Genomic DNA, 16,095 nt, shown 5'->3' on the forward strand with positions numbered 1-16,095 from the left:
GCTCACTCCTGCAGGGAGAGTCACTCCAACTGTGGGAGCGGGCTTGCTCGCGAAGGCGTCAGAACGGTCTACGCAACTTTACGCCAAACGCTGGCCAACCAAGGTTGTTGCTCCCGCGGCAACCCGGCCGGCCGGTAGTAATGCTCAAGCTCGACAAACCCCGCCGCCGTCAGCAACCCGCGCCACGCCTCCAGGTCGTGATACGAGCCATACCGTGGCCCGTTCCAGCCCTCACGGTTATCCCCACGCGGATTGGAACTGAACAACACCCCGCCCGGTTTCAGCGTGCCGTGCAGTTGCTTGAGCACTCGCGGCAACTCCTGCAGCGGCACATGAAACAGCACCGCATTGGCGAAGATGCCGTCGAAGCGCTCGGCCGGCAGATCGAGTTTCAGAAAGTCCTGGCACCACACTTCGCAGCCGCTGTCTGCCCGCGCCATCTGCGCAAATTTTTCTGCGCCATCGAGGCCGATCGCGACGTGGCCCATGCGGGTGAACGTTTGCAGATCGCGGCCGGGGCCGCAGCCGAAATCGAGAACCGTGAACGGCGCCGTGCCGTGGATGTGCCGCAGCAGCGCGTCGATGTTCTGGCTGACATCGTGATCGCGGGTGCCTTCGCGAAAGTCTTCGGCCACCGAGTTGTAATGGCCGAGGGTGGTGGCGGTGATCTGTTGCAGATCGGTGGGGGTTTGCTTCATGGTCGAGGGCTGCGCGGGCAATGAGGATTTGCCGAATATACGCCATCAGGTCCGGGGCTGCTGCGCAGCCATTCGCGAGCAGGCTCGCTCCCACAGGGGAACGCATTCCAAATGTGGGAGCGAGCCTGCTCGCGAAAGCGGTTTCAAAAGCGTCGAATGAGCCCTGCTGAAATCAGCGCTTGTTCAAGCCACGCGCCAAGCGATCGCCACCCAATTGAATCACCGCCACCAACGCCACCAGCAACACAATCACCGTCAGCATGATCTGGCTGTCAAACCGCTGATAGCCATAGCGGTAAGCAATGTCGCCCAAGCCACCGGCACCAATCGCCCCGGCCATGGCTGACGAGTTGATCATCGTCACCAGCGTAATCGTGAACCCGCCGACAATCCCCGGCAGCGCTTCAGGCAGCAGCACATGCCAGACGATGTGCCAGCGTCGGCAACCCATGGCTTGCGCGGCCTCGATCAGACCGTGGTCTACCTCGCGCAGACTGACCTCGGCAATCCGCGCAAAAAATGGCGTCGCGGCGATCGTCAGCGGTACCACTGCCGCCCAGACACCGTACGTGGTGCCGACAATCAGTCGGGTGAACGGAATCAGCGCGACCATCAGAATCAGGAACGGGATCGAACGAAACAGGTTCACGAACGCGCCCAGCGCTTTGTTGAGCACTGGCGCTTGATAGATCCCGCCCTTGTCGCTGGTGACCAGAATCACCGCCATCGGAATCCCCACCAGCAAGGCGATCAGCGACGACACGCCGACCATCAGAAAGGTGTCGATGAAACCCTGCAGCAAACGATCAAACCACATAACCCAACACCTCCACCCGTTGCGCCCATTGCCCGGCGCGCTCGCGCAATTGTTCGGCACTCGCCGCCGAGCCGCTTACGGCCAGCAGCAGTTGCCCGAGCGCATGACCCTGTATCCGTTCCACACCGCCCTGCAGCAACTTCACCCGGCCGCCGAGCGCTGCAAAAAGTGCTGCCAGATCCGGCTCGTCACTGGCACTGCCGGTGAACTGCAAGCGCAGCACCACCGCCGCCTCGGAGGAGGGCGGTGAGGCATGCAACCGGCTTTGCAGCTCTTCGGGCAAGGCGTGTTGCAGCGGCGCGAGCAAGGTCTGGCTGACTTCGTGCTGCGGGTTGCCGAACACTTCCCAGACCGGGCCTTGCTCGACGATCCGCCCGTGTTCCAGCACCACCACGCGGTCGCAGATTTCGCGGATCACCGCCATTTCGTGGGTAATCAGCACGATGGTCAGGTTCAGACGCTGGTTGATTTCGCGCAGCAGGCCGAGGATCGACTGGGTGGTCTCCGGATCCAGCGCCGACGTGGCTTCGTCACACAGCAGAATATCCGGGTCATGCACCAGCGCGCGGGCGATGCCGACACGCTGTTTCTGCCCGCCGGACAGTTGCGCCGGATAAGCCTTGTGCTTGGCTTGCAGGCCGACCAGTTCCAGCAGTTCGCGGACTTTTTTGTCGCGCTGCACTTTCGGCACGCCAGCGACTTTCAACGGCAGTTCGACGTTCTGCCAAACCGTCTTGGCCGACATCAGGTTGAAGTGCTGGAAGATCATGCCGATGCGTCGGCGCAGGGCGACCAGGCGGTCTTCATCGAACTCGCCGATGTCGACCTGATCGATCAGCACCCGCCCCGCAGTCGGTTGCTCCAGACGATTGATCGTGCGGATCAGCGACGACTTGCCGGCGCCGCTGCGGCCGATGATGCCGAACACCTCGCCGTGCCGGATTGCCAGGTCGATGCCTTGCAGCGCCGCGACCGGGCCTTGCCGGCCGTCGTAGGTTTTACCCAGGCCGATGAAGCGTACATGGGCGCGATTCAACTCGGGGTGCAGTTCGGTTCTTTCAGCATTCTTGGGCTCTGGAGTCTCCAGTCGCCGTTGGATCGCGGCCGTCACCCTCAGCTTTCCCAACCGGCCTGGTACAGCTTGCCGTGGGCCTTGTCCAGCGCCGCGCGAACGGCCGGCGAATGCTGATAGATGTCGACGAACTTGATCAGACGCGGATCGTCCTTGCTCTTCGGCTGGATCACGAACTGGATTACGTATTCCTTGTGGTCGAGACCGTCGAACAGCAGTGCGGAGCCGGCATCGAAGGTCTTCGCCAGACGGATGTAGGCCGGGTAGCCCTGGACCAGATCGGCGTCGTCATAGGCGCGCACCAGTTGCACGGCTTCGACCTGGAGAATTTTGATCTTCTTCGGGTTGGCGATGATGTCGTCTTCGGTAGCCTTGTAGCCGACGCCCGGTTTCAGCGTGATCAGCCCGGCCTTGGCCAGCAGTTGCAGGCCGCGCCCGCTGTTGATCGGGTCGTTGGCGATGGCGACGCTGGCACCCTCGGGCAGCTCGTCGAAGCTTTTGTATTTTTTCGAGTAGAGACCGACGTTGTTGATGATCCCCGGGGCAAATGGCACCAGGTCAAAACCGGCGGCGGCCTTGGCGTTTTCGAGGAACGGGATGTGCTGGAAGTAGTTCACGTCGATGTCGCCGGCAGCGAGGCTGACGTTCGGCGCGATCCAGTCGGTGAACTCCACCAGCTCGACTTTCAGGCCTTGTCTGGAAGCCTCTTCGACGGCGGCTTCCAGCGGAATGGCGAACGCGGCGGTGGTGCCGATTTTCAGTGGAGCGTCGGCGGCGAATACCGCCGAACTGAACAGGCCGAAGGCCAGGGCCAGTGCTTTGACTGGGTGGGTCAGGAATTTCTGGGTCATGGTGTGGTTTCCAGTCAGTGCAAAAAATTGTGGTGTCTGGTCGGGCCTCTTCGCGAGCAGGGGATGCGCATTCCAAATGTGGGAGCGAGCCTGCTCGCGAAGCTTTTAACGCCGGTACGAAGAACCGGTGTGTTGCTGCGGAAGCTGCGCCTCGGCGTGAAACAGCTTTTCGCGCAAGCTGCCGCTGTCATACGCCGTCTTGTACGATCCACGCCGCTGCAATTCCGGAATCACCCGTTCAATGAAATCGACATAGCTTTCCGGGGTAACGATGCGGGTCAGGTTGAAGCCATCGAGGCCGGTTTCGGCGATCCACGACTCCAGTTCGTCAGCCACTTGCTCGGCTGAGCCGACCACGGTGATGTAGCGGCCGCCGAGGGCGTGCTGGTCGAGCAATTTGCGCCGGGTCCAGTCGTTGTTCTGCAGGTTTTTGGTGGCGGACTGGATGGCGTTGCTCTTGACGTACTGGATCGGTTCGTCGATTTCGTACTGGGAAAAGTCGATGCCGGTGGACGCGGAAAAGTGCGCGACGCCAGCCTCGGCACTGGCGTAGCTCAGGTACTCGGCGTGCTTGGCCCATGCGGCTTCTTCAGTGGCGCCGACAATCACGTTGAGGCCCATGAACACCTTGATATCCTCGGGGTTGCGCCCGGCCTCGACGGCGCTGGCGCGCACCTTGTCGACCTGAGCCCTGGTCGACGGTTTGTTCTGGCCGCTGATGAATACGCATTCGGCGTGACGCCCGGCGAACAGCAGGCCGCGATCGGAGCTGCCGGCCTGGAACAGCACCGGCGTACGCTGCGGTGACGGCTCGCAGAGGTGATAACCCTCGACTTGATAGAACTCGCCCTTGTGCTCGACCTTGTGCACTTTCTCCGGTTGCGCATAGATCCGCTGCTCACGGTCATTGAGCACTGCGCCGTTTTCCCAACTGCCCTCCCAGAGTTTGTAGAGCACCTCCAGGTACTCGTCGGCCTGATCGTAGCGACGGTCATGCTCGACCTGCTCACTCAGGCCCATGGCCTTGGCGGCGCTGTCGAGGTAACCGGTGACGATGTTCCAGCCCACGCGGCCACGGCTCAAATGATCGAGCGTCGACATGCGCCGGGCGAACAGATACGGCGGTTCGTAGGTGAGGTTGGCGGTCAAGCCGAAACCGAGGTTCCTGGTTACGGCAGCCATGGCCGAGACCAGCAGCAGCGGATCGTTGACTGGTAACTGGATCGACTCTTTCAGCGTGACATCCACCGAGTTCTGATAGACGTCGTACACGCCGACGATGTCGGCAATGAACAGCCCGTCGAACAGTCCGCGTTCCAGCAACTGCGCCAGTTCGGTCCAGTATTCAAGGGTGTTGTAACGAGTGGAGGTGTCGCGCGGATGCGTCCACAAGCCATGGTTGATGTGCCCGATGCAGTTCATGTTGAACGCGTTGAGCAGAATTTTTTTCTTCGCCATCAGATGGTCCCCCGCAGCGGCGGGTTTTCATCGTTGAGGTAGTAATTGCCCACCGCGTGATACTTCCAGCGCACCGGGTCGTGCAGGGTGTGCACGCGGGCGTTGCGCCAGTGGCGGTCGAGGCCGTGCTCGATCAACGTGGCCTGGCTGCCGGCCAGCTCGAACAGCGTGCTGCCGGCGGCCAGGGATATCTCGGTGCTGATCGCCCGCGCTTCGGCGACGGCGATCGAGGCGGCGGCGACGGTTTCGGCATTCAGTTCGGCTTGTGCGGTGTCGAGGAATTCGCCGGCGCGTTCGAGCAGGGCTTCGGTGGCGTGCAGGCGGATGCTCAAGTGGCCGAAGCTCTTCAAGGTCAGCGGATCTTCGGTGGCCTTGTCGTTGCCGGAGTCGATCCACGGGCGGGTCTTGCTGCGCACGAAGTGCAAGGCATCTTCATACGCGGCGCGGGCGATGCCGGTATCGATGGCGGCGTGAAGGATCTGCGCCAGCGGACCGACCGTGGTCGGACGCTCGAAGGCACTCTGGAACGGGATCACGTCTGCGGCGGCGACATACACGTCTTCGAACACCACCGAACCGCTGCCGGTGGTGCGCTGGCCGAAGCCGCTCCAGTCGTCGATCACGGTCAGGCCTCGGCTGTCACGCGGGACGAACGCCAGTTGTTGCACGCCGCTTTCATCGATCACCGAGGTCGGGATGCGTTGCGCGTAGATCGCTCCGGTTGCATAAAACTTGCGACCGTTGATGCGGTAGCCATCGCCGTCACGCTTGAGGCTGGTGACACGGTCGTGGGCGGTTTTGGTGCCCAGTTCCGCCAGGGCGTTGCCGAAGCGCTGGCCGGCCAGCACCTCGGCGTACAGGCGTTGTTTCTGCTCGTGGCTGCCGTTCACTCGCAGCACTTCGAGGGCGTAAAAATGGTTCTGCGGAATCTGCCCCAGCGAGCCGTCGGCCTGAGCGATCAGGGCGATGACTTTGGCCAGGGTCACGTTGGACACACCGGCGCCGCCGTACTCCTTGGGCACGCTGATGCCCCACAGGCCGGAGCGGGAAAACACGTCGAGTTCGGGCAGCGGCAGGCGCCGTTCACGGTCGCGTACAGCGCTGTCGCGTTTGAAATCTTCGGCCAGGTCGCTGGCGACGATCAGGGCTTGCTCGTCGCTGGTGATGACCGCGACGGGATGGGAAAAGGTCATAGGTTTTCTCCAGGCTCTTGAGAAAGTGTGCGGTCGTCAGATCCAGGAGTGGCGGGCCGGCAACGTGCCATTGAGGCGATAGGCGCCGACCGCGTGATATTTCCAGCGCACCGGGTCGTGCAAGGTGTGCACCCGGGCGTTGCGCCAGTGACGGTCGAGGTTGAATTCGGCGAGGGTCGCGCGGCTGCCGGCCAGTTCGAAAAGTTTTTCGCTGGCCTGCAGCGAAATCTCGGTGGTCAGCACTTTGGCTTCGGCTACGGCAATCGAGGCGCGGGCGGCGGAGTTGGCGGTCAGCGGCGCGGCGTGTACCTGATCGAGTACCTGCCCGGCCTTGCGCAGCAGTGCTTCGGCAGCGTGCAGCTCGATTTTCAGTTTGCCGATGTCGGCGATCACGTAGAGGTCATCGCTGGCGCGTTCGACCTTGGCGTCGACCCATGGCCGCGCGCGGGTTTTGACGAACTCGATGGCATCGTCGATAGCGCCACGGGCGATGCCGGCGTCGATGGCGGCCTGAATCAGCTGCGACACCGCACCTTGGGTATTCGGGGTTTCGTTGATCTTCCAGTTGTCGACCACCAGGCTCGACTCGACCCGCACGTTGTTCAGCAAAATCGTGCCGCTGGCGGTGGTGCGCTGGCCGAAGCCCGACCAGTCATCAACGATGCGTAATCCCGGCGTGCCACGGCGCACGAAGGCCAGTACTTGCTTGCCGTCGTCGTTGAGCGCCTTGACGGCGACCCAGTGCGCGAACAGCGCGCCGGTGGAGTAGAACTTCTGGCCGTTGATCACGTAATCATCACCATCCGCGGTGATGCGCGCTTTCAATTCCAGGGTGTTTTTGGTGCCGCGCTCAGGGCCCGCGTTGCCGATGCGCCAGCCTTGCAGAACGCTCTGGAACAGCTGCTGTTTCTGCGCTTGCGTGGCACTGCCAAGCACCAGGTTGATAATGCCGAACTGGTTCTGCGGGATCTGTCCCAGCGCTGGGTCAGCGGCGGAAATGATCGCAAACACCTCGGCCAGGGTGACGAACGAAACCTGTGGGCCACCGTACTCACGCGGGATGGCAATGCTGCCCAGGCCGCTACGAGTGAACTGTTCGATTTCCGACCATGGCAGCTTGCGCTGGCGGTCGCGCCTGGCGGCCTGCACGCGGGCGACTTGCGCCAGCTCATGGGCGGCCCTGATGGCTTGGGCGTCGTTGCGCAACACCTGCGCGGGCAACAACAGTGGGGCGATGTCCAGATCCGACTGGACGTTTGCGTCTGCCAGACTGGACATCAATGCCGCTCCTTGGCTGCACGCAATGCCCTGGCGATCTGCACTGGGGTGATTGTGTTCCGGACCATACTACCTACCTCACATCTCATGAAAAACGCCGCAAAAGTGCGGCGAACGAAAGAATGTCCGGTGGTCCGGTTCATATACCCTAAGCGCGTATAAATATTAAATAAACTAACTTTTAGGAATATGCATAGAAGGGTGTGTGGCCCGTTTGGTTAACAGTCCCATGGTCAGCTTCCGGTTGATTCGGCCACCTTCAACTCCGGCCGCAGCGGCACCTTCAGATACGGGTTCACACAGCCAATCTTCAGCGTCCGTGGCGGTGCCCAGCGGGAGTTGTTACCCACCCAGTCGATGACGCAATAGGTCACGTCCAGGCGCAGATCTTCTCCGCCCTCGACGATGATCGCTGGGGGTACCCAGACATTGATCGGCTGGCCGACATCTGCAGCGGTGATCCTCGGCAGGTCCATGCGCACATCACCCCAGCGCAAGGTGATTTCGTCGTCCTCGGCCATGTTCAGGTAGGGCTCGATGGTCAGCGGAACGCCGCGCTTGATCTGATTCGGGTTCACCCCCTGACGGCGGATGGTGTCGGGCAGCGTGACCGGTGCCAGTTGCTGATTCTCGTCAGCGCATAATGTCGAGGGCTGGCCGCCCGGGCAGTCGAGCTTGACCTGAACCCGGGTTGCCGCGGACAGCGCTGGGCCCTGTCCGACCTGCATGACCCGGTAATGAAGGCGTGCGGTGCCACTGCTGATGAAGCTCTCCGGAATCCGCAGACTGACCGAGGCACCGAGGTCTGCGCTGGTCAAAACCCGGGAGGCGACGTAGCAGTTGTTCCAGAACAGTTCGATCAGATCACCGGCGTCCATGCCGGGGTAGGGCAGGACGTCAATCAGCAAATGCGCGGCAGCGGCCAGGTTGATGGCGTTTTTTTGCGCGGATGCCAGGGTCGGCGCTGCCAGTTCGGGGGTAGGCGAAGTGCGGGTCATCGGGTTCTCTCCTTGAAGTCTTGCGGCGAATTCCGTTTCTTGAAAAAACAAAAGGTGTGATGAATCGGTAATACAACCGTGAACTTTTGTTCAGGCTGAGAATGGAATAATTCAACTAAGTGGTGCCGGGTGGCGACTAGATAAGAGTGTGCGGTAAAGCGTGTCAATGGCCGGGCTTAGTTAATCCGTGAATTACGAATTAATCAGACGCTTCCTACGCTTGAGAGGCAAGCTGCCTAACTGAATTGACGAATGGAACTACGGTTTTTCCGGATATTCAGTGTTTTTCGGCAAGCCCGTTTAAACCGTTGTGCAGGCGATCAGGTACGCCCTGGATGGCGCGCATCTGTTGCAGAACATATATAAGTGTGTTTGAACGACTTGTTGTGAGGGGGCGTGTCGCGGCAGGGGAGATACATGTAACTTCCATCCATGGAAGTTAAATGGTCGTGCGTAAAGTTTATCAGGCGTGATTCAGAAACTTGCTGAGAAACTGTCTGGTGCGTTCTTCTTTAGGGTTGGCAAACAGCGCCTTGGCTTCGCCTTGTTCAACGATCACGCCTTTGTCGAAAAACACCACACGGTTGGCCACGTCGCGGGCAAAACCCATCTCGTGGGTAACGATGACCATGGTGCGTTTTTCTTCGGCGAGGCCGCGAATGGTTGCCAGTACTTCGCCGACCAGCTCCGGGTCGAGGGCCGAAGTCGGCTCGTCGAACAGGATCACTTCCGGTTCCATCGCCAGCGCCCGGGCAATCGCCACGCGCTGTTGCTGACCACCGGACAGACGACGCGGATAAGCGTCCTCCTTGCCTGCCAGACCGACCTTTGCCATGAGCTTCTTGCCCAAGGCAATGGCTTGCTCGCGCGGCATCTTCTTGACCACGATCGGGCCTTCGATGACGTTTTCCAGCGCGGTGCGATGAGGGAACAGATTGAAGTTCTGGAACACGAAGCCGACGTGCTGGCGCAGATTGCGCACCAGCGCTTGCTGTTGGTTCAGCGGGCGACTGGTATCGATTTCGATATCGCCGACCTTGATCCGGCCACTGGTGGGTTGTTCAAGGAAGTTCAGGCAGCGCAGGAACGTGGTTTTACCCGAACCGCTGGGGCCGATGATGGCCACGACCTCGCCTTCTTTCACCTCAAGATCAATGCCCTTGAGCACCTCTTGACCCTTGAACTGCTTTGTCAGTTTTTCCACGACAATCATGGGGTCAGGACTCCTGGTCGTGCCGATTGACCCGCTCTTCCAACTTGTTCTGGAAGTGCGAAAGCACTGTGGCCAGAATCCAGTAGATCAGCGCGGCGGCAAGATACATGGTGAAGACTTCGAAAGTCCGGGCGGTAATCAGCTGCGCCTGACGGAACAGTTCCGGCACCTGAATGGTGGCGGCCAGTGCCGTGTCCTTGACCAGCGAAATGAAGCTGTTGCCCAGTGGCGGCAACGCCGTGCGCATCGCTTGCGGCAGGATCGCCCGGCGCAAGGTTTGCGCGCGGGTCATACCGATGCTCGCAGCCGCTTCCCACTGGCCACGCTCGATCGAACCGATCGCGGCGCGCAGGATTTCACAGGCATAAGCGGCCATGTTCAGCGAGAAGCCGATCAGGGCCGCCGGCAGCGGATCGAGTTCCAGACCCATCTGCGGCAAGCCGTAATAGATCACGAACAGCTGGACCAGTAACGGCGTGCCGCGAAAGAACGACACGTAGATGCGGGCCAGCCAGCTGACCGATTTGAACCGCGACAGGCGCATCAGCGCCAGGCCAAAGCCCAGCAGCAAGCCGAAGAACATGCCGCCGAGGCTGAGGATGACCGTGTAGTACGCGCCCTTGAGCAGAAAGGGCGCGGAGTCCAGTGCGAGTTGGAAAGCTTCTTCCATTATTTAGTGACGTCAGCGTTGAAGTATTTCTTGGACAGCTTCTCGAGGGTCCCGTCGGCACGCAGCTCGTCGAGGGCCTTGTTCAAAGCAGCCAGCAACTCAGGCTCGCCTTTGCGCAGGGCAATACCGGATTCCTGACGGGAGAAGGCTTGACCGGCCGCCACGGTTTTCGGGGCTTTCTTGGCGTATTCAAGTGCGGCCAGACGGTCGATCAGGATGGCGTCGGTACGGCCATTGTTCAGGTCGGCGAACTTGGTCGGATCATCGTCGTAGGTGCGCACGTCAGCGCCCGGAACGTTGGCGCGGACCCATTGTTCGTAGTTGGTGCCCAGACCCACACCGACTTTCTTGCCGGACAGGTCGGCAGCGGTCTTGATGTTCAACGCGGCTTCCTTGCTCTTCAGCACCAGCGCCTGAATCCCGGAGATGGTGTACGGCTCGGAGAAGTCATACTTCTTCTTGCGCTCGTCGGAGATGGTCACCTGGTTGACTACAACGTCCAGACGCTTGGATTCCAGCGCGGCGAGAATACCGTCCCATTTGGTCGGTTGAATCTTGGCTTTGACGCCCAGCTTCTGCGCGAGTGCTTCGGAGAGTTCGACTTCGAAGCCGGACAGTTTGCCGTTCTCGTCAACGAAGCTGAACGGTGGGTAAGTGCCTTCCAGGCCGACGTTGATAACGCCTTTGTCCTTGATCTGCTGCAACTGCTCACCGGCAGTCGCCTGGCTGATCAGGCCGGCGCTCAGTGCAAGGCCCAGCGAACCTACCAGCAGATTGCGACGTAGTGCGGAAAAATTCATGACAAGCCCCTGTGTTTTCTTATGGAAGACGCTTAAGGAAAGTTGGCGAATTCGGGATTTGAACGACTGCGTTATCGTGCCCTAAAGCAGCTTATGCGTCTTGCGCGAAATTCGCCTGCGGCGAGACTATAAGATGTCTGCTTTAGACTTGAAAATACTTAATATGAAATTTGATATTCGAAAATAGAATATCAGGGTAATCCTTTGTGGTGAGGGGATAAATCCCCTCACCACAGAGTTTCTTCGCCTCGAACTCAGCTCGACAGTGAGTCTTTATAGGCAAACAACGCGGGCGCCCCGCCGGTATGCAGGAAAATGATCGGCCCTTCATCAAAGCGCTGACGGCCGATCCCGTCGAGCAACCCTGCCATGGCCTTGCCGGTGTACACCGGATCAAGCAGCACCGCGTCCTGACTCGCCAGCAGTTTCACCGCTGCCAGTGTCCCGGCATTCGGTTCGCCATAGCGCGGGCCGAAGTATTCGTCCCACAACTCGACCTTGAAGTTCACGGGCAATTTCACGCCCAACAGGTCCGCCGTGCGTTCGGCCAGCCCTTGCACTTTCGGGCGCTGATCTTCTTCGCTGCGCGAGACGGTCACGCCGATCACCGGCAGTTGCGGCAGGGCTTCGCTCAGGGCAAGTGCCAGGCCGCTGTGGGTCCCGGCGCTGCCCGAGGCCAGCACCACGGCGGCGAAATCGAGGCCGGTGTCCTTGATTTGCTCGGCCAACTCCAGACCGGCACGCACGTAGCCCAACGCACCGAGGGCATTGGAGCCACCAATCGGCACCAGGTACGGCTTCTTGCCGTTGCTGCGCAGGCGCACGGCGAGGGCGGCAAGTTGTTCGTCGGCGTTATCGAGGTTGTCGACCAGTTCGACCTTGGTGTCGAACAGGTCCAGCAGCAGGCGATTGCCGTTGCCGGTGTAATTGCTGTCGTCGGTGCCCAGCGGATTTTCCAGCAGCGCCACGCAGCCGAGGCCGAGCTTGGCCGCCAGTGCGGCGGTCTGGCGGACGTGGTTCGATTGCAAGGCGCCGGCGGTGATCATCGTGTCGGCGCCTTGAGCGAGGGCGTCGGCAGCGAGGTATTCGAGTTTGCGCAGCTTGTTGCCGCCCATCGCCAGCGGCGTCAGGTCATCGCGCTTGATGTACACCTCGCGACCGAGCCAGGCGGACAGACGTTCGAGTTTTTCCAGCGGCGTGGGTTGTCCGAGCAGGTCGAGACGGTTAAAGCGTTCCAGCTGTTGTTTGATCATGAGCCCGTACTGGCGGAGAAAGATGAAAGGACTATAGGCACGCGGTTTTCTTGGGGCAACCGTCAATCGCTTATAGCCAAATGTGCTTAGGCCAGCACTATCGGTTCTTAATTCGCCCTCGCGGGCATGCCGTAAAGTAGTCGCCGTTAACGCGGCCAGACCGTCCGGCCGCCCTGAGGAGTCTTTACCGTGAGCGAGCGTTCCAGCCATTGGCAACTGCAGACCATCGTCAGCCAACTGCGCACTGCGCGGGATCAGTGGCGTGCACAAAATGGCCGGGCCACCGGCGAGCAGGGCGGGCGCGAGTTGCCGTCCCGCGCGGCGATGGCGGAAATTCTCGAAGCCTTGTGTGGCGCCTTGTTCCCGATGCGTCTGGGGCCGGTGGATTTGCGTGAGGAAAGTGAAGACTTCTATGTCGGTCACACCCTCGACACGGCGCTGAATGCCTTGCTGGCGCAGGCCAGACTTGAGTTGCGCTACGTCGCCCGGCACAGCGCGCAGGACAACGGCGACGTCGAGAAGCAGGCGATCCGCATCATCCAGGACTTCGCCCTGGCGTTGCCGGGCCTGCGCAGCCTGCTCGACACCGACGTGTTGGCGGCCTACCACGGTGACCCCGCGGCGCGCAGCGTCGATGAAGTGCTGCTGTGCTATCCGGGGGTTCTGGCGGTGATCCACCATCGTCTGGCGCACCATCTGTATCGCGCCGGGCTGCCATTGCTGGCGCGGATCAGCGCAGAAATCGCGCATTCGGCGACGGGCATCGATATTCACCCGGGCGCGCAGATCGGTCGCAGCTTCTTCATCGACCACGGTACCGGTGTGGTGATCGGCGAGACCACGATCATCGGTGAGCGCGTGCGCATCTATCAGACCGTGACCCTGGGCGCCAAGCGCTTCCCGGCAGACGAGGACGGGCAGTTGCAGAAGGGCCATCCACGCCATCCGATTGTCGAGGACGACGTGGTGATCTATGCCGGGGCGACGATTCTCGGGCGGATCACCATCGGCCAGGGGTCGACCATCGGCGGCAATGTCTGGCTGACGCGCAGCGTGCCGGCGGGGAGCAACCTGACTCAGGCCAATCTGCAGCATGATGACGGGACGCAGAAGTAAGGCGCTGAATCTGCGTTGCTGTAGCGGGCCGCTTCGCGAGCAGGCTCGCTCCCACAGGGGACGGGTGTCGATCACAGATCCAATGTGGGAGCGAGCCTGCTCGCGAATGGTTTTCAGGTCGAATCGAGATAATGGCATTCAGCCAATTGTGCAGTGAACGAATTGCCTCTGATCCGCGTCATACCCCCTCCTTGGGCTACTGTAGGAAAACTACCGCCTAGCCCTGCGATTAGTCCTTACCACCCTATCCATGTTTAACTTGAACGTTCATTCAAGTTAAACCGGTGGTTCGCTGCCCGCTCACAACAGGAGGCTTGCCTTTGCTGAGTCCGATCATTTCAGCCACGTTTCAACCCCTCGAGGTGCACCGTCCATGAGTGCATCGTCCACCCCCGCCAGCGGTCTGGTACGCATGAATCCGCCGGTGTTCTACTTCGCCGCGACGGTCATTCTGCTGTTTGGTCTCGTTGTCATCGCCATGCCGGAGCAGGCTGGAGCCTGGTTGCTGGCTGCACAAAACTGGGCGGCCAATACGGTCGGCTGGTACTACATGCTCGCGATGACGCTGTATCTGGTCTTCGTGGTGGTCACCGCGTTATCGGGCTACGGCAAGATAAAACTCGGTGCCGACCACGACGAACCCGAATTCAGTTACCTGTCCTGGGCCGGCATGCTGTTCGCTGCCGGGATCAGCATCACCCTGTTTTTCTTCTGCGTGTCCGAGCCACTGACGCATCTGGCCCAACCACCACAAGGCGAAGCCGGCACCGCCGATGCGGCGCGCCAGGCGATGCAGATCCTGTTTCTGCACTGGGGCCTGCACGGCTGGGGCGTGTTCGCCTTCGTCGGCATGGCCCTGGCCTACTTCGCCTACCGGCATAACCTGCCGCTGGCCCTGCGTTCGGCGCTGTATCCGCTGATCGGCAAACGCATCAACGGCCCCATCGGTTACGCGGTGGATGGCTTCGGCATCATTGCCACGGTGTTCGGCCTCGGTGCGGACATGGGCTTCGGCGTGCTGCACCTCAACTCCGGCCTGGATTACCTGTTCGGCATTGCCCACACCCAGTGGATTCAGGTCGGCCTGATCACATTGATGATGGGCGCGGCGATCATCGTCGCCGTGTCGGGTGTGGATAAGGGCGTGCGTGTGATGTCCGACATCAACATGCTGCTGGCCTGTGCGCTGCTGCTGTTCGTGTTGTTCGCCGGCCCCACCCAGCACCTGCTCAACACCTTGATCCAGAACCTCGGCGACTACCTCGGCGCCTTGCCGATGAAGAGTTTCGACCTCTACGCCTACGACAAACCGAGCGACTGGCTCGGTGGTTGGACGGTGTTCTATTGGGCCTGGTGGATCGCGTGGTCGCCGTTCGTGGGCCTGTTCATTGCGCGGATTTCCCGTGGCCGGACCATCCGTGAATTCGTCTTCGGCGTGTTGCTGATCCCGCTCGGTTTCACCCTGGCGTGGATGTCGATCTTCGGCAACAGTGCCATCGATCAGGTGCTCAACCACGGCATGTCGGCGCTGGGCATGTCGGCTCTCGACAATCCGTCGATGAGCCTTTATCTGCTGCTGGAAACCTATCCATGGAGCAAGACTGTCATCGCCGTGACGGTGTTCATCAGCTTCGTGTTCTTCGTCACCTCGGCCGACTCCGGCACCGTGGTGCTCTCGACCCTCTCGGCCAAGGGTGGCAACCCGGACGAAGACGGGCCGAAATGGCTGCGGGTGTTCTGGGGCGCGATGACCGCGCTGGTGACCAGTGCGCTGCTGTTCTCCGGCAGTATCGATGCGCTGAAGTCGGCGGTGGTGCTGACCTCGTTGCCGTTCTCGCTGATTTTGTTGCTGATGATGTGGGGCCTGCACAAGGCGTTCTATCTGGAGTCGCAGAAACAGATCGCGCAACTGCATTCGCTGGCCCCGGTGTCCGGTTCACGTCGTGGCAAGGGTGGCTGGCGTCAGCGCCTGAGTCAGGCCGTGCATTTCCCGTCACGCGACGAGGTGTATCGCTTCATGGACACCACCGTGCGTCCGGCGATCGAAGAGGTGACGGCGGTATTCGTCGAAAAAGGCCTGAACGTGGTCACCCAGCCGGACCCGGCGCATGACAGCGTCAGCCTGGAAATCGGCCATGGCGAGTTGCATCCGTTTATCTACCAGGTGCAGATGCGCGGCTATTTCACGCCGTCGTTTGCGCGCGGTGGCATGGGTTCCAAGCAACTCAACAACCGCCGCTATTACCGCGCTGAAGTGCATTTGAGCGAGGGCAGTCAGGACTACGATCTGGTGGGCTACACCAAGGAACAGATCATCAACGACATCCTCGACCAGTACGAACGCCACATGCAGTTCCTGCATCTGGTGCGTTGATCGGCCGCTGGGCGTCGGGACGTTTTACGACTCGGCGCTCAGCACCATGAACAACACCATCGCCGCCATCGGCACCCCGAACACCGCACTGCCCACCGCAATTTCCGACCCCAGCGGCTGCCCGGCATGCACCACTCCCACCGCGCCATTGATCACCGTCAACGCCAACCACAGCGCGGCGAAGCTGTAGGCCAAAGTCTGCCGACTGAAGCCGACTCGCTCGCCGATGTAGAGCATCAGGGCGAGCAGAACCAGGCCGAAGAAGATGATGATGGCGGTATGCATGGGTGTGCCTGCTGGATAT

Annotated in this window: 15 protein-coding genes; 2 read left to right on the top strand and 13 right to left on the bottom strand. The window is 60.9% G+C overall.

The window, feature by feature from the left end:
• Nucleotides 1-68: 68 nt before the first annotated feature.
• From AC0J41_RS27915 to AC0J41_RS27970, 12 genes are all read right to left on the bottom strand, one after another.
• Nucleotides 69-698, bottom strand: coding sequence for a class I SAM-dependent methyltransferase (locus AC0J41_RS27915; protein ID WP_473014143.1), 630 nt, complete (start codon nt 696-698; stop codon nt 69-71).
• Nucleotides 699-870: 172 nt separating this feature from the next.
• Nucleotides 871-1,515, bottom strand: a complete 645-nt coding sequence (locus tag AC0J41_RS27920) for a methionine ABC transporter permease (protein ID WP_025111007.1) — start codon at nt 1,513-1,515, stop codon at nt 871-873.
• Nucleotides 1,505-2,626: a methionine ABC transporter ATP-binding protein gene (locus tag AC0J41_RS27925; RefSeq protein ID WP_473014144.1), complete on the bottom strand. Its 1,122-nt coding sequence runs from the start codon at nt 2,624-2,626 to the stop codon at nt 1,505-1,507. Before AC0J41_RS27925 ends, AC0J41_RS27920 begins: the two co-directional genes overlap by 11 nt.
• A gap of 2 nt (nt 2,627-2,628) precedes the next feature.
• Nucleotides 2,629-3,438 carry a MetQ/NlpA family ABC transporter substrate-binding protein gene (locus AC0J41_RS27930; protein WP_473014145.1) on the bottom strand — a complete coding sequence of 270 codons (810 nt, stop codon included), beginning with the start codon at nt 3,436-3,438 and terminating at the stop codon, nt 2,629-2,631.
• A 105-nt stretch (nt 3,439-3,543) separates the two neighbouring features.
• Entirely contained in the window at nt 3,544-4,896 is a 1,353-nt protein-coding gene (locus tag AC0J41_RS27935) for an LLM class flavin-dependent oxidoreductase (RefSeq protein WP_473014146.1), read from the bottom strand.
• Complete coding sequence (locus AC0J41_RS27940; protein ID WP_473014147.1) at nt 4,896-6,089, bottom strand: SfnB family sulfur acquisition oxidoreductase; 1,194 nt, start codon at nt 6,087-6,089, stop codon at nt 4,896-4,898. The genes AC0J41_RS27935 and AC0J41_RS27940 overlap by 1 nt, the downstream gene beginning before the upstream one ends.
• A 36-nt stretch (nt 6,090-6,125) precedes the next feature.
• Nucleotides 6,126-7,367 carry an SfnB family sulfur acquisition oxidoreductase gene (locus tag AC0J41_RS27945; protein ID WP_473014148.1) on the bottom strand — a complete coding sequence of 414 codons (1,242 nt, stop codon included), beginning with the start codon at nt 7,365-7,367 and terminating at the stop codon, nt 6,126-6,128.
• A 233-nt stretch (nt 7,368-7,600) separates the two neighbouring features.
• Nucleotides 7,601-8,365 carry a hypothetical protein gene (locus tag AC0J41_RS27950; protein WP_473014149.1) on the bottom strand — a complete coding sequence of 255 codons (765 nt, stop codon included), beginning with the start codon at nt 8,363-8,365 and terminating at the stop codon, nt 7,601-7,603.
• A 463-nt stretch (nt 8,366-8,828) separates the two neighbouring features.
• Nucleotides 8,829-9,578, bottom strand: coding sequence for an L-cystine ABC transporter ATP-binding protein TcyN (gene tcyN, locus AC0J41_RS27955; RefSeq protein WP_025111000.1), 750 nt, complete (start codon nt 9,576-9,578; stop codon nt 8,829-8,831).
• A 4-nt stretch (nt 9,579-9,582) separates the two neighbouring features.
• Nucleotides 9,583-10,248, bottom strand: a complete 666-nt coding sequence (tcyL, locus tag AC0J41_RS27960; RefSeq protein WP_025110999.1) for a cystine ABC transporter permease — start codon at nt 10,246-10,248, stop codon at nt 9,583-9,585.
• A complete protein-coding gene (gene tcyJ, locus AC0J41_RS27965) occupies nt 10,248-11,048 on the bottom strand; it encodes a cystine ABC transporter substrate-binding protein (protein ID WP_025110998.1) in 801 nt (266 codons plus the stop codon). Before tcyJ ends, tcyL begins: the two co-directional genes overlap by 1 nt.
• Nucleotides 11,049-11,302: 254 nt before the next feature.
• A complete protein-coding gene (locus AC0J41_RS27970; protein ID WP_473014150.1) occupies nt 11,303-12,301 on the bottom strand; it encodes a D-cysteine desulfhydrase in 999 nt (332 codons plus the stop codon).
• A 189-nt stretch (nt 12,302-12,490) separates the two neighbouring features.
• Between AC0J41_RS27970 and epsC the strand changes: the two genes are divergently transcribed.
• Both epsC and betT read left to right on the top strand, forming a co-directional pair.
• Nucleotides 12,491-13,417, top strand: a complete 927-nt coding sequence (gene epsC / locus AC0J41_RS27975; RefSeq protein ID WP_473014151.1) for a serine O-acetyltransferase EpsC — start codon at nt 12,491-12,493, stop codon at nt 13,415-13,417.
• Between the two features lie 412 nt (nt 13,418-13,829).
• Nucleotides 13,830-15,791 carry a choline transporter BetT gene (betT, locus tag AC0J41_RS27980; RefSeq protein WP_177327341.1) on the top strand — a complete coding sequence of 654 codons (1,962 nt, stop codon included), beginning with the start codon at nt 13,830-13,832 and terminating at the stop codon, nt 15,789-15,791.
• A gap of 24 nt (nt 15,792-15,815) precedes the next feature.
• On the opposite strand, the gene AC0J41_RS27985 is transcribed toward betT, so the two are convergent.
• A complete protein-coding gene (locus tag AC0J41_RS27985; protein ID WP_003220613.1) occupies nt 15,816-16,076 on the bottom strand; it encodes a hypothetical protein in 261 nt (86 codons plus the stop codon).
• Nucleotides 16,077-16,095: the final 19 nt, after the last annotated feature.

The sequence above is a fragment of the Pseudomonas sp. Arb-4-2C genome (assembly GCF_055755015.1).